The organism is Ramlibacter sp. (assembly GCF_035554825.1).
GTDB lineage: Bacteria > Pseudomonadota > Gammaproteobacteria > Burkholderiales > Burkholderiaceae_C > Ramlibacter.
Genome location: NZ_DATMHS010000011.1, coordinates 13,607 through 29,920, shown reverse-complemented (window position 1 = coordinate 29,920; position 16,314 = coordinate 13,607). Strand labels below are relative to the sequence as shown.

At 71.4% G+C, this 16,314-nt stretch carries 13 protein-coding genes; 9 read left to right on the top strand and 4 right to left on the bottom strand.

What is annotated here, in order from left to right:
- The first annotated feature begins 74 nt into the window (after positions 1–74).
- The 5 genes from VNT59_RS00810 (at position 75) to VNT59_RS00790 (ending at position 7,678) form a co-directional block, all read left to right on the top strand.
- Positions 75–1,412: an efflux RND transporter periplasmic adaptor subunit gene (locus VNT59_RS00810; protein ID WP_325495663.1), complete on the top strand. Its 1,338-nt coding sequence runs from the start codon at positions 75–77 to the stop codon at positions 1,410–1,412.
- A 21-nt stretch (positions 1,413–1,433) separates the two neighbouring features.
- Positions 1,434–4,589: an efflux RND transporter permease subunit gene (locus VNT59_RS00805; RefSeq protein ID WP_325495661.1), complete on the top strand. Its 3,156-nt coding sequence runs from the start codon at positions 1,434–1,436 to the stop codon at positions 4,587–4,589.
- Positions 4,590–4,735: 146 nt separating this feature from the next.
- Entirely contained in the window at positions 4,736–6,241 is a 1,506-nt protein-coding gene (locus VNT59_RS00800) for a DUF3943 domain-containing protein (RefSeq protein ID WP_325495659.1), read from the top strand.
- A 73-nt stretch (positions 6,242–6,314) separates the two neighbouring features.
- Entirely contained in the window at positions 6,315–6,584 is a 270-nt protein-coding gene (locus VNT59_RS00795) for a MoaD/ThiS family protein (RefSeq protein WP_325495657.1), read from the top strand.
- 2 nt (positions 6,585–6,586) lie between these two features.
- Positions 6,587–7,678, top strand: coding sequence for an exo-alpha-sialidase (locus VNT59_RS00790; RefSeq protein ID WP_325495655.1), 1,092 nt, complete (start codon positions 6,587–6,589; stop codon positions 7,676–7,678).
- Between the two features lie 10 nt (positions 7,679–7,688).
- Here the strand turns inward: VNT59_RS00790 and glp are convergent, their stop codons facing one another.
- The 4 genes from glp to VNT59_RS00770 form a co-directional block, all read right to left on the bottom strand.
- Positions 7,689–8,957 (bottom strand): gephyrin-like molybdotransferase Glp, encoded by a 1,269-nt coding sequence (gene glp / locus VNT59_RS00785; protein WP_325495653.1) that lies wholly within the window; start codon positions 8,955–8,957, stop codon positions 7,689–7,691.
- A complete protein-coding gene (mobA, locus tag VNT59_RS00780; protein WP_414708323.1) occupies positions 8,954–9,568 on the bottom strand; it encodes a molybdenum cofactor guanylyltransferase MobA in 615 nt (204 codons plus the stop codon). Before mobA ends, glp begins: the two co-directional genes overlap by 4 nt.
- Before the next feature lie 4 nt (positions 9,569–9,572).
- On the bottom strand, positions 9,573–10,709 hold the full coding sequence (moaA, locus tag VNT59_RS00775) for a GTP 3',8-cyclase MoaA (protein ID WP_325495651.1): 1,137 nt from the start codon (positions 10,707–10,709) through the stop codon (positions 9,573–9,575).
- A 92-nt stretch (positions 10,710–10,801) separates the two neighbouring features.
- The gene (locus tag VNT59_RS00770; RefSeq protein WP_325495650.1) at positions 10,802–11,563 is read right to left on the bottom strand and encodes an SDR family oxidoreductase; all 762 of its coding nucleotides are present in this window, start codon (positions 11,561–11,563) and stop codon (positions 10,802–10,804) included.
- 252 nt (positions 11,564–11,815) lie between these two features.
- Here VNT59_RS00770 and VNT59_RS00765 point away from each other — a divergent pair, with 252 nt between their 5' ends.
- Genes VNT59_RS00765 through VNT59_RS00750 form a run of 4 tightly spaced genes read left to right on the top strand, consistent with a single transcriptional unit; the run spans position 11,816 to position 16,266 of the window.
- On the top strand, positions 11,816–12,520 hold the full coding sequence (locus VNT59_RS00765; protein WP_325495648.1) for a hypothetical protein: 705 nt from the start codon (positions 11,816–11,818) through the stop codon (positions 12,518–12,520).
- Complete coding sequence (locus tag VNT59_RS00760) at positions 12,517–13,716, top strand: M48 family metallopeptidase (RefSeq protein ID WP_325495646.1); 1,200 nt, start codon at positions 12,517–12,519, stop codon at positions 13,714–13,716. The genes VNT59_RS00765 and VNT59_RS00760 overlap by 4 nt, the downstream gene beginning before the upstream one ends.
- Positions 13,713–14,303, top strand: a complete 591-nt coding sequence (locus tag VNT59_RS00755) for a hypothetical protein (protein ID WP_325495644.1) — start codon at positions 13,713–13,715, stop codon at positions 14,301–14,303. Before VNT59_RS00760 ends, VNT59_RS00755 begins: the two co-directional genes overlap by 4 nt.
- A gap of 7 nt (positions 14,304–14,310) precedes the next feature.
- Entirely contained in the window at positions 14,311–16,266 is a 1,956-nt protein-coding gene (locus VNT59_RS00750; RefSeq protein ID WP_325495642.1) for an ATP-binding protein, read from the top strand.
- Positions 16,267–16,314: the final 48 nt, after the last annotated feature.

The following is a 16,314-nucleotide window of genomic DNA, read 5'->3' as shown; positions in this document are numbered from 1 at the left end:
GCTTGCGTAGCTGCTGATACATTGATGGGTTGGTTGCGGGACCTGTCCCGATCGCATTACCAGACCTTCCCTTCATGGCATCCAAAGCAATCTACGGCGCGGTCGCCGCTGCCGGCATCGCGGTCGCCTCCGGCGCGGCCTGGTGGTATCAACGCCAGCCGGCGAGCGTGACCGGTGCCGAGGCCGCCGCGCCGGCGGCCAGGGGCGCCTCCTCGGGCGCGGCACGGGCGCCCGCCGTCGAAGCGGCGCGGGTGGAGGTGACGACGCTCGTCGACGAGGCGCAGGCGGTCGGCAGCCTGCGTTCGCGCCAGAGCGTGGTGTTGCGGCCGGAGGTCAGCGGGCGCATCACGAAACTGAATTTCCGCGATGGCGAACGGGTGCGGCGCGGCCAGCTGCTGGTGCAGCTGGACGACCAGCTGCCGCTGGCGCAGGTGCAGCAGGCGCAGGCCGAGCTCTCGATCGCCGAGGCCAATCACAAGCGCAACCAGGAGCTGGTGGCGCAGAAGTTCGTCAGCCAGCGCTCCCTGGACGAGAGCGCCGCCAACCTGAAAGTCGCGCAGGCCAAGCTGGCCCTGGCGCAGGCCACCGCCGCCCGGCTGCGCATCGTGGCGCCGTTCGACGGCATCGCGGGCATCCGCAACATCAGCCTGGGCGACTACCTCAAGGACGGCGCCGACATCGTGAACATCGAGGACCTCGACGCGATGTACGTCGACTTCCGGCTGCCGGAGCGCTACCAGACCAAGCTGCGGCGCGGCCAGTCGGCGCTGGTCGACCTCGACGCGCTGCCGGGCCGTCATTTCACGGCGGTGGTGCAGGCCATCGACCCGCTGGTGGATGCCAACGGCCGGTCGATCGGCGTGCGCGGCTGCATCGACAACCGCCAGCTGCAGCTGCGCCCAGGCATGTTCGCCCGCGTCACCGCCGTGTTCGGCGAGCGCGAGCAGGCCCGCGTGATCCCCGAGGAAGCCGTGGTGCCGCAATCGGGCCGCCAGTACGTGATCAAGCTGGTGGACGGCCCCGACCAGGACACCCGGATCGCGCAGCGCGTGGAGGTCAAGACCGGCATCCGGCGGCCGGGCCGGGTCGAGATCGTGCAAGGGCTGCAGCCGGGCGACATGGTGGTCACCGCCGGCCAGCAGCGCGTGCAGCGGGACGGCATGCCGGTGCGCGTGCTGGACCTCGGCCGCGCCGGCCAGGCCGGCGCCGGCGGCGAAACGCCGGCGGCCAACGCCGTGGCCATGGGCAGCGGCCCGGCCCAGCCCGCGCCGGCGCCCGAGGCCGCCGGCGCCTCCCGGGCCGCCGCGGCGTTGCCGCAGACCCTGACCGCCGCGCGGGTGAGCGGCCCCAATCCGTGCGCCACGGTCGCCGCGGCGGGCAGCGGCGCCCGCCGCGGCGGCACGGTGCGCTGATCGCGGGCCCGGAGGAGCGCCATGCAGTTGCCCGAGATTTCCATCCGCCGGCCGGTCTTCGCCACCGTCCTGTCGCTGCTCGTGCTGCTGATCGGCGCGGTGAGCTTCACGCGGCTGGCAGTGCGCGAATATCCCAAGATCGACGAGCCGGTGGTCACCGTCAGCGTCCGCTACCCCGGCGCGTCCGCCGAGGTGATCGAGACGCAGGTCACCAAGCCACTGGAGGATTCGATCGCCGGCATCGACGCGGTGGACGTGCTGACCTCGATCAGCCGCGCCGAGCAGAGCCAGATCTCGGTGCGCTTTCGCCTGGAAAAGGACGCCGACGCCGCGGCCGCCGAGGTGCGGGACCGCACTTCGCGCGTGCGCAACAAGCTGCCGCAGGCCATCGACGAGCCGGTGATCGCGAAAGTGGAGGCCGACGCCTTCCCGGTGATCTGGCTCGCGTTCACCAGCGACACGTTGACGCCGCTGCAGATCAACGACCTCGTCAACCGCATCGTCAAGTCGCGCCTGCAGACCGTGACCGGCGTGGCCGACGTGCGCATCTACGGCGAGCGCAAGTACGCGATGCGGGTGTGGCTCGACCCGGCGCGGCTGGCCGGCTACCGCCTGACCACGCAGGACGTCGAGGACGCGATCCGGCGCAGCAACCTCGAGCTGCCGGCCGGCCGCATCGAGTCGCAGCAGCGGGAATTCAGCGTGACCTCGCAGACCGACCTGGTGCGGCCGGCGCAGTTCGCCGAGATCGTGATCAAGAACGTCAACGGCTTCCCGGTGAAGATCCGCGACGTGGCGCAGGTCGAGGAGGGCGCGGCCGACGAGCGCAGCTCGGTGCGGCTGAACGGCCGCACGGCGATTTCGGCCGGCGTGATCCGGCAGGCGACGGCCAATCCGCTGACGCTGGCCGAGGGCGTGCGCGACATGATCCCCAAGCTGAAGCAGGACCTGCCGCCCGACGTCAGCATCGACATCGCCAACGACAACTCGCTGTTCATCGACCGCTCGGTCAAGAACGTCTACCGCACCATCGGCGAGGCGATCCTGCTGGTGGCGCTGGTGATCTTCGTCTTCCTGCGCACGGTGCGGGCCTCGGTCATCCCGATCGTGACCATTCCCGTCAGCCTGATCGGCACCTTCGGGCTGATGGCGCTGTTCGGCTTCACCATCAACACGCTGACGCTGCTGGCGCTGGTGCTGGCGATCGGGCTGGTGGTGGACGACGCCATCGTCATGCTGGAGAACATCTTCCGCCACATCGAGGAGGGCATGGATCCCTTCTCGGCCGGCATCCGCGGCGCGCGCGAGATCGGCTTCGCGGTGGTCACCATGACGCTCACGCTGGTGGCCGTGTACGCGCCGCTGGCGTTCACCCCGGGCCGCACCGGGCGCCTGTTCGTCGAATTCGCGCTGGCGCTGGCCGGCGCGGTGTGCGTCTCCGGCTTCGTCGCGCTGACGCTGACGCCGATGCTGTGCACCAAGCTGCTGCGGCACAACCCCAAGCCCAACTGGTTCGACCGCGGGATGGAGCGGGCGCTCGACCGGCTGCAGGAGCGCTATGCCCGGGTGTTGCGCTGGGTGCTGCTGGCGCGCTGGCAGCCGGGCACCGCGGCCGGCGGCGGCGGGCTGCTGCGCGCCGTGCTGCAGGCGCGCTGGATCGTGATCGGCATCATGCTGGCCAGCGCGCTGGCCATCGCCGCCGTCTGGCCGACAATGAAGCAGGAGCTGTCGCCGCTGGAGGACCGCGGGACCATCCTGGCCAACGTCAACGCCCCCGACGGCTCCACGCTCGACTACACCAACCGCTACGCTCAGGCGCTGGAGAAGCTGGGTGCGGCCTATCCCGAGTTCGACCGCATCTTCGCCAACGTCGGCAACCCCACGGTGTCGCAGGCGAGCGTCGTCTACCGCACCGTCGACTGGGAAAAGCGCCAGCGCACCACGCTGGAACTGGCGCGCGAGATGGCGCCCAAGTTCAATGCGCTGCCGGGCGTCAACGCGTTCCCGATCACGCCACCGTCGCTGGGGCAGGGCTTCCGCGAGCGCCCGCTCAACTTCGTGATCCAGACCTCGGACAGCTACGAGAACCTGAACCGGGTCACCCGCCAGTTCCTCGACGAGATCGCCAAGAACCCCGGCATCGTCTCGGCGGACGTCGACCTGCGCCTGAACAAGCCGGAGCTGCGGGTGGAGGTCGATCGCGCCAAGGCCGCCGACATGGGGGTCAGCGTGGAAGTGGTGGCCAAGGCGCTCGAGACCATGCTCGGCGGCCGCCAGGTGACCCGCTACAAGCGCGACGCCGAGCAGTACGACGTGATCGTGCAGACGCGACCCAGCGGGCGCTCGACGCCGGAGGACATCGACGGCATCAACGTGCGCGGCCGCGGCGACACCATGATCCCGCTGTCCGCGCTGGTGAAGGCGCGCGAGAGCGTGAGTCCGCGCGAGCTGAACCATTTCGGCCAGCGCCGCAGCGTCTCGATCACGGCCAACCTCTCGCCCGAGTATTCGCTGGGACAGGCGCTGACGTTCATGAACGAGACGGCGGCCAAGGTGCTCAAGCCCGGCTACACCACCGAGCTGAACGGCACCTCGCGCGAGTTCAAGAGCTCGCAGGGCGCGCTGGCGATCGTGTTCGTGCTGGCGCTGTTCTTCATCTTCCTGGTGCTGGCGGCGCAGTTCGAGAGCTTCGTCGATCCGCTGGTGATCATGCTGTCGGTGCCGCTGTCGATGATCGGGGCGCTGCTCGCGTTGAAATGGTCGGGCGGGTCGCTCAACGTGTATTCGCAGATCGGCCTCATCACCCTGGTCGGCCTGATCACCAAGCACGGCATCCTGATCGTCGAATTCGCCAACCAGTTGCGCCAGCAGGGGCTGGAGACGGTGGACGCGGTCGTGAAGGCGGCCTCGCAGCGGCTGCGCCCGATCATGATGACGACCGGCGCCATGGTGCTCGGCGCGGTGCCGCTGGCGCTGGCGCACGGCGCCGGCGCCGAGAGCCGGGTCCAGATCGGCTGGGTGATCGTGGGCGGCATGTCGCTGGGCACCGTGCTCACGGTGTTCGTCGTGCCGACCATGTACCTGCTGTTCTCGCGCAAGAAGGTGCCGGGCGCCAACAAGGCGCGCCCGGCGGACGAGGTGCTTCCGCGCCACGAGGGCGAGTTCGTCGCCAAGTGACCTGGCGCGCCTCGTGCGCCCGCGAAACTCGGCTTTGTCCGACAGGACCATGGCTCAGCTTCTGCAATGATGCCGGCGAGGCAGCCGCAACTGGCGCATCGACCAGCGGCCGGAGATTCACCAGACGGGCGACGAGGGAGTGCGGTGTGGGAACATCCATAGCGGGCGTGGCGCGCTCCGGCGCCATGGTGGCCATCTTGCTCAGCGGGCCGGCCTGGGCCGCGGAAACCGCGGCGCTGCTTGCCGGCCCGACCGCAGGGCCGGCGCCGACCGCGTCGATGGCCGCGGCGCCGGTCGAGGCCCCGGCGGGCGCTGCGGCAGCACCGGCAGCACCGGCTGACGCGGCCGCGCAGCGCCAGCGCTCGCCCTACTGGGTGCCGGCCCTGGAGATCTTCGGCTTCGACTTCCTGCTGAACCGCGTGAACCGCCGCTTCAGCTCGACCCCGGAGGACTATCGCGTCAGCACCGGGACGATCCGGCGCAACCTGCACAGCAGCTGGACGGTCGACAGCGACCCGTTCCGCACCAACCAGCTCGGCCACCCGTATCAGGGCGCGATGTACCACCAGTTCGGCCGCTCGGCCGGCCTGGACTACTGGCAGTCGCTGGGGCTCGCCTTCCTGGGCAGCGCGGGCTGGGAAATCGCCGGCGAGAGCACCAGGCCGTCGCGCAACGACCAGATCGCCTCGGGCATCGGCGGCACCTTCCTCGGCGAGCCGCTCTATCGCATGGCCAACCTGCTGCTGGAGCACGGCGGCGAGACGCCGGCGCGCTGGCGCGAGCTGGGCGCCGCCGTCATCTCGCCGGCCAACGCCTTCAACCGCCATGTCTACGGCCATGGCATGGGCCTGGTGTTCGACAGCCGCCGTCCGGCCTATTACAGCCGGCTGCAGGTCGGCGTGATGGGCGCGACCCAGAACGAGCCGGGACTGGCCACCGCGCCGCGCCGCAACGAGGCGCAGGTCGACTTCCTCCTGGACTACGGCCTGCCGGGCAAGGAAGGCTACGTCTACCGCCGGCCCTTCGATTACTTCGCCTTCCGCACCACGCTCTCCAGCGCCAACGGCTTCTCCAACGTGATGAGCCGCGGCATGCTGGCCGGCCGCGACTACGAGCTCGGCAAGAACTACCGGGGCATCTGGGGCCTGTATGGCACCTACGACTACGTCGCGCCGCAGACCTTCCGCATCTCGACCAGCGCGCTCTCGCTCGGCACCACGGGGCAGTGGCGCGCCGGCGACGGCATCGTCATCCAGGGCAGCGCGCTCGCCGGCCTCGGCTACGCCGCGGTGGGCTCGGTCAACGGGGCCGCGGACCGCGATTACCACTACGGCGTGGCGCCGCAGGCGCTGCTGGCGCTGCGCCTGATCAAGGGCGACCGCGCCTCGCTCGACTTCACCGGCCGCGAGTATTTCGTCAGCAAGGTGGGTGCCAATCCGGGCGGACCGGGTGGCCACGACAGCATCACCCGCGCCGACGTGGCGCTCACGTTCCGGCTCACGGGACTGCATGCCGTCACCTTCAAGTACCTGTGGAACCGGCGCAGCGCCACCTCGCAGGCGCTGGGCGACCGCAGCCAGACCCGCGGCACCGTCGGCATCTTCTACACCTTGCTCGGCCAGGACCGGTTCGGCGCCGTGGACTGGCGCTGACGCTCGGGAGGCGGCCCCGGCGCCGCGTAGCCGCGTCGCGGGCAGGGTCAAGGGCCGTCGGCAGAATGCCGTGATGCCAACGGTGGAATTCGCGCCGGCGCTGACGCGCCATGTGGCCTGCCGGCCGCAGCGGGTGGACGGCTCGACCCTGCGCCAGGCGCTGGCGCGGGCCTTCGACGCCGCGCCGGCGATGAAGGACTACGTCCTCGACGAGCAGGGCTGCGTGCGCAAGCACGTGGCCGTGTTCGTCAACGCGCGCATGATCGCCGACCGCGCGCGACTCGACATTTCGATCCAGCCGGACGACCGCATCATGGTCATCCAGGCATTGACGGGAGGTTAGCCATGGCCGCCGCAGCGCAGACGCTTTGGGTCGCGAGCCGCAAGGGCTTGTTCGCCGTGCGCCGGGCCGGTGGCCTGTGGCGCATCGACCGGCCGCACTTTGCCGGCGAGCCGGTCACGCAGGTCGCGCTGCAGGGCGACGCCGCCTACGCCGCGCTGCGGCTCGGGCACTTCGGCATCAAGCTGTGGCGCAGCGCGGACGCGGGCGGCCACTGGGAGCCGGCCGGCGCGCCGGCGTTCCCGCTCAAGCCCACCGAGGGACCGTGGCGGGACGACCCCACGCCCTGGACCGTGGACCAAGTGTGGGCGCTGGAGGCGGCGCCCGACGGCCGCCTGTGGGCCGGCTGCCTGCCGGCGGGCCTGTTCACTTCGGACGACCATGGGGCGAGCTGGCAGCTGGTCGAGTCGCTGTGGGAGCGGCCCGAGCGGCGCGAATGGCTGGGCGGTGGCTACGACCATGCCGGCATCCACTCGATCCTGATCGATCCGCGCGACGCCGCGCACGTCACGGTGGCGATTTCGTGCGGCGGCATCTGGCAGACGCGGGACCGCGGCGCCACCTGGCGCAATACCTCCGCCGGCATGTTCGCCGACTTCATGCCGCCGGAGCGGCGCGAGGACCCCAACATCCAGGACCCCCACCGCATCGCACAGTGCCGCGCCGAACCCGACGTGCTGTGGTGCCAGCATCACGGTGGCATCTTCCGCTCGGTCGACGGCGGCCTGCGCTGGACGTCGGTCGCATCGCCGCGACCGAGCGGCTTCGGCTTCGCAGTGGCGGCGCATCCGCACGATCCCCGGCGCGCCTGGTTCGTGCCGGCGCATTCGGACGCGCAGCGCATGGCGCCGGAGGGCTGCATGGTGGTGACGCAAACGCGCGATGGCGGCGCCACCTTCTCGGTGCATGGCAGCGGGCTGCCCGACCGGCATGCCTACCATCTCGTGTACCGCCACGCCCTGGTGGCCGGCGACGACGGCGAGACGCTGGCGATGGGATCGACCACCGGCGGCCTGTGGGTCAGCACGAGCGGCGGCGAGCACTGGGACTGCATCTCGCGCGACCTGCCGCCGATCGCGGCGCTGCGCCTGGCCTGAGTGCCAGTGCTTACAGGACGCCGTCGAACATCATCACGTCCACTTCGTCGCCGGCGGCGACGTTGCCCTGGCCGTGGTGAAGGACGATCAGCCCGTTGGCGTGCACCATCGAGCTGAGCACGCCCGAACCCTGGTTGCCGGTGGTGCGCACCTGCAATGCGCCGTCCGCCGCCGTGCTGACGAAGCCGCGCTGGTATTCGGTGCGGCCCGGCTTCTTGCGCATCGCTTCCTGGCTGCGCGCCTTCAGCAGCGGCGGCGGCGGCGCCGTTGCCCCCATCAGGCGCAGCAGGGCAGGGCGGACGAAGGCGAGGAAGGTCACCATCACCGCGACCGGATTGCCCGGCAGGCCGAACAGCACCGAGCCGCCGATGCGCCCCACGGCCATCGGCCGGCCGGGGCGCATCGCGATCTTCCAGAACGCCACGTCGCCCAGCTGCTTCATCATCGCCTTGGTGAAATCGGCCTCGCCGACGCTCACGCCGCCGCTGGTGACGATTGCGTCGGCACGCGCCGCGGCGTCGCGGAAGGCGGCTTCGAGCCGTTCCGGGCGGTCCGGCACGACGCCGAGGTCGATCAGCTCGCAGCCCAGGCGCTTGAGCATGCCGAACACGGTGTAGCGGTTGCTGTCGTACACCGCGCCCTCGCGCCGGGCGTCGCCCAGGCTCAGGATCTCGTCGCCGGTGGAGAAGAAGGCCACGCGCGGCCGGCGCACCACGGGCACGGTGGCCAGGCCCAGGCTGGCGAGCAGCCCGCACGCCGCCGGCCCCAGCCGCTGGCCCGCGCGCAGGGCCGGCTCGCCGGCGCGCAGGTCCTCGCCGGCCAGCCGCCGGTTGTCGCCGCGACGCAGCGCGCGCGGCGGGATCCGGATGCGATCGCCGTCGAGGAGCTGCGTGAATTCCTGCGGCACGACGGTGTCGAGCCCGGCCGGCATGATCGCGCCGGTCATGATCTTCACGCACTGGCCGGCAGCGGCCGTGCCGCGCCAGGCGGCGCCCGCCAGTGCCGTGCCGGCCACCTCCAGCTCCAGCGGCTGGCCGGGCTGCAGCTGCGCGCCGTCGAAGGCATAGCCGTCCATCGCGGAGTTGTCGTGCGGCGGCACGCTGATGGGCGAGACGACGTCCCGGGCCAGCACGCGGTCCAGCGCGTCGAAGATCGCGACCTGCTCCGTCTCGCGCAGCGGCTCGACCAGCTGGGCGAGGAATTCGCCCACCTGGGTGGCGCTGAGCGCCTGCGGGTCGTACCCCTGCAGGCGGGCCGCGATCTCGGCGATGGTGCTCATGGACGTTCGAGCTGCTTCAGTTCCGCCAGCGTATTGGCATTGCAGAAGGCGCGCGGGTCGTCGCCGGCGGCATCGAACGGCACCGTCACCGTCTTGTGCTGGCCGGTCCAGGCGTCGATCTTGCGGCCGCCGCCCTGCGTGAACCGCACCAGGCTCTCGAGCAGGTCGACCCGCAGCAGGCAGAACACCGGCTGCGTGCGGCACTGGCCGTCTTCCTCGCGGCCGGCCGCCATGGCGATCTCGGCGTCCTGCCGCTCGGCGGCCGCCGCCAGCCGCGCCACCAGGTCGGCGGGAAAGAGCGGCGTGTCGCAGGGCACCGTCGCCAGCCAGGGGGTCTCGCAGCGCTCCAGCCCGGTGAGAAAGCCGGCCAGCGGGCCGGCGAAGTCCGGCAGCACGTCGGGCCACACCGGCGCGCCGAAGGATTCGTAGGCCGCGAGATTGCGGTTGGCGTTGATCATCAGTTCGCCCACCTGCGGCTGCAGCCGCAGCAGCGTGTGCAGCGCCAGCGGCATGCCGTTGAAGTTCTGCAGGCCCTTGTCCACGCCGCCCATGCGCGAGCCGCGGCCGCCGGCGAGGATCAGGCCCGTGATGTCGGCGATCGGGATCGGCAAGTCGCTAGCCTCCGATGTAGCTCATCTCGACCCGGCGCACACCCTTGCCCTCGTCGGGCGCCATGGTGGCGCGCAGCTGCGAATAGCGATCGGAGCGGCCCTGCCAGATCTGGCCGATGGCCGAGGCCAGCTGCTCCTCGGTCGCCGGCTCGATGCCGCGGCTCGCATCGCCGCGGATCAAGGCGCGCAGGTCGTGGCCCCGGCTCGCGAACAAGCACAGGTAGACCTGGCCCTCGGTCGACAGGCGCGCCCGGTTGCAGTCGCCGCAGAAGGCCTGCGTGACGCTGCTGATGACGCCGATCTCGCCGCTGCCGTCGGCATAGCCCCAACGCTCGGCGGTCTCGCCCGGGGCGCTCGGCTCCAGCTGAACCAGCGGCAGTTCGCGGTCGACCAGTTGCACGACCCCGGCGGACGGCAGCACCTCGTCCATGCGCCAGCCATTGGTGGCGCCCACGTCCATGTATTCGATGAAACGCAGCACCAGGCCGGTGCCCTTGAAGTGGCGCGCCATCGGCAGGATCTCGTGGTCGTTGGTGCCCTTCTTGACCACCATGTTGATCTTGACGGGGCCCAGGCCGGCGTCGCGCGCGGCGTCGATCCCCTTGAGCACGTCGGCGACCGGGAAGTCGACGTCGTTCATGCGGCGGAACACGGCATCGTCCAGGCCGTCCAGGCTCACGGTCACACGCTGCAGCCCCGCGGCTTTCAGCGCCTTGGCCTTGCGTGCCAGCAGCGAGCCGTTGGTCGTCAGCGTCAGGTCCAGCGGCTGGCCGTCGACCGTGCGCAGGACCGCCAGCTGCTCGATCAGCGACTCGATGTTCTTGCGCAGCAGCGGCTCGCCGCCGGTCAGCCGGATCTTGCGCACGCCGTGCGCCACGAACTGCCTGGTGACCCGGGCGATTTCCTCGAAGGTGAGGAGCGCGGCGTGCGGCAGGTAGGGGTAGTCCGTGCCGAACACCTCTTTCGGCATGCAGTAGTTGCAGCGGAAATTGCAGCGGTCGGTGACGCTGATGCGCAGGTCGCGCAGCGGGCGGCCGAGCTGGTCCCGCAGCGTGCCGGTGGCCGGGATCGGCCGGGCGGGCACGGCCGCGGCGAGCGCCCGCACGCGCTGGTCCACCAGGGGGATCACTCGTTCAGCCATGGCCTATTCTCGCCGCGCGGCGGCACCGGTTCGGCCGAGCCCACAGAGACCCCACGGGCTTGAGTGGGCCGGCACCGGCTGCCCTGCCGGCCTCAGGCGCAGCGCGCGCCGTCCACCTCGATGCACACGCCCGAAATGAAGGCCGCTTCGTCGCTGGCGAGGTAGAGCGCGGCATTCGCCACGTCCAGCGCGGTGGAGAACCGGCCGAGCGGGATGGTCGCCAGGAACTTGGCCCGGCGCGCCTCGTCGACCGGACCGCCGGCGAACTCGGCGGACAGGCCGGTGTCGGGATTGAAGACGGGGTTGATGCAGTTGACGCGGATGTTGTCGGGGCCGAACTCGGCGGCCAGCGACTTGCTGGTGGTGATCACGGCGCCCTTGGAGCCGTTGTACCAGGTCAGGCCCGGGCGGGGGCGAATGCCGGCCGTCGACGCGATGTTGATGAAGCTGCCGCCCTTGTTGGCGCGAAACGCCGGCACGGCGTGGATCGTCGCGAGGTAGATGCTCTTCATGTTGATGGCATAGACCTTGTCGAACTCCTCCTCGCTCACCTCCAGCGCCGGGCGGTTGCGGTGGGTCCAGCCGGCGTTGTTCACCATCGCGTCCAGCTTGCCGTGGCGCTGCACCGCGGCCGCCACCAGCGCCTTCATGTCGGCGGACTTGGTGACGTCGGCCTGGAAGAACGACGCCTGGCCGCCGGCGGCGGTGATGGCCGCCACCACCTTCTCGCCGAGCGCCGCATTGATGTCGTTGACGATCACCTTGGCCCCTTCCTCGGCCAGCCGCTTGGCGATGCCTTCGCCGATGCCCTGGCCGGCCCCGGTGACGATGATGGACTTGTCCTGGACGCGCATTTCGATGACTCCTGTTGCTCTCGACGACATGGATGCTTGCCCGCCGGCGCGGGCCGGCGGCAGTCGGGCCAAACGCACGGCCACGTGAAATCCGGCGCCCGCTGCCGGCGTTACATGGGGCAGGCGCGTGACCCGGCGAACTCGGCCCGTGCGGCTTGGCTCAAGCAGGCAATTGTTGCCGATTTCGATGCGGGTTTTGCCGGGGCTGGTGGCTCGCCGCTCCCGCGAGAATGATTGCCGAGGCTGCAGTTCATGCCGATCCTGTTCCGAAGCACCGTCGTCGCCGCCGTCGTCTTGTGGGCCGCCGCCGCCGGCGCCCAGGAGGCCGACCCGCGCCATCTCGCGCCCGGCTTCCACGGCCGTGCCGCCGGCTCGACGCTGCTGGTGGTGCCCGCCGACATGGAGCTGTTCTCCATCAGCGCCGGCGGCGTCGAGGAGCCTCGCGCCGACTGGACCGAGGCCGCCCAGCGGAACTTCCGGGCCGAACTGGCCGCCCGCCGATCGCAGCTGGGCAGCAAGGTGGTGGAACTGACCGAAGCCGACCTCGACCGGTTCGGGGAACTGCACGCGCTGCATCGGGCGGTCGCCGAAGCGGTGTTCATGCACCACAGCCGCAGCGGCCGCAAACTGCCGACCAAGAACGATCGCCTGGACTGGTCCCTGGGCGACGCGGTGCGGCCGCTCCAGGCACACACCGGCGCCCGCTACGCCCTGTTCACGTGGATCCGCGACAGCTACGCCAGCGGCGAGCGCAAGGCGACGATGTTCGCGCTGGCCCTGCTCGGCGCGTTCAGCCTGGGCGGCACGCAGACCGGCTACGCCTCGCTGGTGGACCTGGACACGGGGCGCATCGTCTGGTTCAACGACCTCGACCGCTGGTCGGGGGACTTGCGCGAGCGCGCTTCGGCGAGCGAAACGGTGGATGCCCTGCTCAAGGGTTTCCCGGCCCTGCAATGACCGCCGCCTCGCCGCCCCGCCGCGGATTCCTGCGCTCGGCCTGCCGCCACTGCGTCGGCCTGGGGGCGCTGGTGTCGGGCCTGCCCGCGGTCGGGCAGGGCGTCGCCGCGCCCAAGCCGTTCCGAATCCCGGACCGGTTCAGCCGGCCGGCCGCCGACACCGACGAAGGCGGCCTGTGGAGCCTGATGGACCGCGAGGAGTCACGGCTGCGGCGCAGCCCGCTCGCGATCCACGACGCGGCGCTCGAGCGCTACCTGGGCGACCTGACCTGCCGCCTGACGGCGGGCCACTGTCCGGACATCCGCATCCACGTGATGCGCACGCCGGTGTTCAACGCCAGCATGGCGCCCAACGGCATGATGCAGGTGTGGAGCGGCCTGCTGCTGCGGGTGGAGAACGAGGCGCAGCTCGCGGCCATCGTGGGCCACGAGCTCGGGCACTACCTGGAGCGGCATCAGCTGGAGCAGTTGCGCGACGCCAAGGACAAGGCCGTGCTGGCCCAGCTGGTGGGCCTGGTCGGCGGCGTCGCCGGTGCGGTCGGGCGCATCGGCATCCTGGCGTCGGCGTTCGCATTCTCGCGCGAGCACGAGGAGCGCGCCGACCGCCTGGGCATGCGACTGATGCAGCAGGCCGGCTACGACGGCACGCAGGCGCCGCAGGTCTGGGAGAACCTGCTGGCGGAGCTGAAGATCACCGGCGGGGAGGACGTGGGCAGCCGCAGCGCGCTCTTTGCCACCCACCCGCCGGCCGGCAACCGCCGCGACGTGCTGCTGCAACTGGCCGCCGCCGGCAACGGCGGGGTGACCGGCGCCAGCGAATACCAGCGCGTGATCGCACCCTTGCGGTTCGACTGGCTGCTCGACGAGCTCAAGCGTGGCCAGTTCGAGGAGAGCCTGGTGCTGTTCGACCGCCTGGCGGCGCGGTCGCCGGGCGACGCGCAGCTGCTGTTCGCCCGCGGCGAGGTGCGCCGGCTGCGTGGCGAGCGCGATGACCTGCAGCTGGCGCTGGACGATCTGACCGCGGCCGTCCGCGCCGCGCAGCCGCCGGCGCAGGCCTTCCGTTCGCTCGGGCTGGTGCTGCAGCAGCGCGCCGACCAGCCGGGCGCGGCGCGCGCCTTCGAGCAATACCTGGCGCTCGCGCCCGATGCGCCCGACGCTGCGATGATCCGGGCGTCGCTGTCCGAACCGAGGCCATGAAATTCCTGCTGCCGCTCGTGCCGGCCCTGCTGCTGGCCGCCTGCACCACCATCGCCAGGGTCGACGGCGAGCAGCTGGTCGGCGGCAAGCTGGCCGTCACGCTGCCGGCCGCGTGGAACAAGGTCACCGACCCGTGGGACGGCGGTCCGTACGACATGTGGACCCAGGAAGGCATCCCGCTGGACCACCTGCGCCTGTGGGCCGGCGTGCGGCCGGGGCAGGCGCTGGTGGCCAAGCCGACGGTGCTGTTCCGCGCGCCGGGCGAGAAGGACGCGCGCTATCCCACGTTCAGCGCCGGCCTGACGCCGGACCGGCTGGTCAATCTGTTCGAGACGCTCTACGCCAACGAAGGCGCGGTCCAGGTGACCCGCATGGAGCCGACGGTGTTCGCCGGGCAGCGTGGCGTGCGCTTCGAGTTCACGCTCGCGCGGCGGGCGGACGACCTGACGCTGCGTGGCGTCGGCTGGGTCGCGGTGCACCGCAACGAGCTCTATGCGGCGACCTTCGCCGCGCCGCGCCTCGCGTTCTACGCCCGCCTGCTGCCGCTGGCCGAGGCCGTGGTGCGCAGCGCCCGGATCAAGGGCTGACCGGCGCATGCAACCGGGTTCCCGGCGCCCGCTGCGCGCGCTTGTCCCACTCGTCCTGCTGCTGTTCCAGCTGCTCTGGCCGGCGGCGGCCGCGCAGAAGGTCCGGGTGGGCATCTACCAGAACCCGCCCAAGCTCGGCTACAGCGCGGCGGGCCAGCCGCAAGGCATCTTCGTCGACGTCATCGCGGCGGTGGCGGCGCGCGAAGGCTGGACCATCGAGTATGTGCCCGGCACCTTCGCCGAGGGCCTGGCGCGCCTGCGAAGCGGCGAGATCGACCTGATGCCGGACGTGGCGCGCACGGCGGCGCGCGAGCGGCTCTTCGATTTTGCCCAGGAGCCCGTGCTGCACAGCTGGAGCCAGGTCTACGCCAGACCCGGCAGCGGCATCCGGACGATCCTGGACCTGTCCAACAAGCGCGTCGCGGTGCTGGAAGGCTCGGTGCAGCAGGATTTCTTCCTGCAGATGGCCAGCAGTTTCGGCGTGCGCGCGGTGCTGGAAAGCTGGCCCGACTACGACAGCGCGCTGCGCGCCGTGGCGGAACAGCGCGCCGACGCCGTCGTGACCAACAATTTCCACGGCCGCGTGAGCGCGCCCGCGGCCGGGCTGGTCGACACGGCGATCATCTTCGCGCCGGCCAGCCTGTTCTTCGCCGGCCGCCATGGCGTCGACCCGGCGTTGCTGCAGGCGATCGATCGCACGCTGCGGGCGCTGAAGGCCGATCCGCGGTCGGCCTACTACCAGTCCCTGGAGCGCTGGACCAGCGCGGCGCGGGCGCCTTCGCTGCCGCCCTGGTTCAAGTGGGCGGCGCTGGCGGCCCTGGTGCTGCTGGCGGTCTGCGTCGCCTGGGCGCTGACCTTGCGCCAGGCGGCGGCGCGACTGCGCGACAGCGAGCGGCGGCAGCGGCAGCTGGCGGAAGGCCTGGCGCGCATCTTCGACCGCTCGCTGGACGTGATCTGCGTCCTCGATGCCGACCTGAACTTCGTCCGTGTGAGCCAGGCCTCGCGCACGCTGTGGGGCTACCAGCCCGAGGAGCTGCGCGGGCGTTCCTGCCTGGAGGTGGTGCCGCCGACGGACCACCAGGTGACGGTCGGCGCGCTGATGCGGATCATGGGCGGGATGCCGGCGCAGTCGCTGCCCGCGCGCGCCATCCGCAAGGACGGCTCGATGCGGCACGTGCTCTGGTCGGCGGTCTGGTCGGAGGCTCAGGGCGAGATGTACTGCGTGGCGCGCGACGACACCGAGCGGCGCCAGCTGATCACCAGCTTGAAGACGCGCACGGCCGAACTGCAGCGGGCCAACGAGGACCTGCAGGCCTTCGGCCAGTCGGTCTCGCACGACCTGCGGGCGCCGCTGGCCGCGATCGCCGGATTCGTCGGCAAGGTGGCGCGCGACAACCGCGAGCGGCTGCCGGCGCCCTCGATGGCGCTGCTCGATCGGGTCCTGGCGGCCGCGCGGCGCATGGAGCAGCTGATCGAAGACCTGCTGCGGCTCGCGCGCCTGGCCGAGCAGGGCGTGCACCGCCGCCCCTGCGACCTGAGCGCCCTGGCCGCCGACATCGGCGACGGGCTGCGCCAGGCGAAGTCGCCGTCGCAGGTGCGGCTGTCGATCGACCCCGGGATGGAGGTCGAGGCCGATCCGCGGCTGCTGCGCATCGCCCTGGAAAACCTGATGGAGAACGCGTGGAAATTCACCTCGCGCACCGCGGACGCGGCGGTGGCCGTGGGCCGCGAGCGCCTCGGCGGCGAGGAGGTCTTCTACGTGCGCGACAACGGGGCCGGGTTCGCCATGGAGCATGCGGCCAGGCTGTTCACGCCGTTCCAGCGGCTGCACGGCCGCGACGAATTCGACGGCACCGGCATCGGCCTGAGCATCGTGCATCGCATCGTCACGCGCCACGGCGGGCGGATCTGGGCCGACGCGGCGCCGGGGCAGGGCGCGACGTTCCGGTTCACGCTGGCCTGACGCCCGCCGGCTTCGAGCGGCGCGCGGCCAGGCCAGGCCGGCGCGGCG

Coding starts and splice junctions, on each gene's coding strand:
- VNT59_RS00770 (WP_325495650.1), bottom strand. CDS start 11,563: ATGCGCGTCCAGGACAAGTCCATCATCGTCACCGGGGCCGGCCAGGGC.
- VNT59_RS00755 (WP_325495644.1), top strand. CDS start 13,713: ATGAAATTCCTGCTGCCGCTCGTGCCGGCCCTGCTGCTGGCCGCCTGC.
- VNT59_RS00760 (WP_325495646.1), top strand. CDS start 12,517: ATGACCGCCGCCTCGCCGCCCCGCCGCGGATTCCTGCGCTCGGCCTGC.
- glp (WP_325495653.1), bottom strand. CDS start 8,957: ATGAGCACCATCGCCGAGATCGCGGCCCGCCTGCAGGGGTACGACCCG.
- VNT59_RS00805 (WP_325495661.1), top strand. CDS start 1,434: ATGCAGTTGCCCGAGATTTCCATCCGCCGGCCGGTCTTCGCCACCGTC.
- VNT59_RS00790 (WP_325495655.1), top strand. CDS start 6,587: ATGGCCGCCGCAGCGCAGACGCTTTGGGTCGCGAGCCGCAAGGGCTTG.
- VNT59_RS00750 (WP_325495642.1), top strand. CDS start 14,311: ATGCAACCGGGTTCCCGGCGCCCGCTGCGCGCGCTTGTCCCACTCGTC.
- VNT59_RS00795 (WP_325495657.1), top strand. CDS start 6,315: ATGCCAACGGTGGAATTCGCGCCGGCGCTGACGCGCCATGTGGCCTGC.
- moaA (WP_325495651.1), bottom strand. CDS start 10,709: ATGGCTGAACGAGTGATCCCCCTGGTGGACCAGCGCGTGCGGGCGCTC.
- VNT59_RS00810 (WP_325495663.1), top strand. CDS start 75: ATGGCATCCAAAGCAATCTACGGCGCGGTCGCCGCTGCCGGCATCGCG.
- VNT59_RS00765 (WP_325495648.1), top strand. CDS start 11,816: ATGCCGATCCTGTTCCGAAGCACCGTCGTCGCCGCCGTCGTCTTGTGG.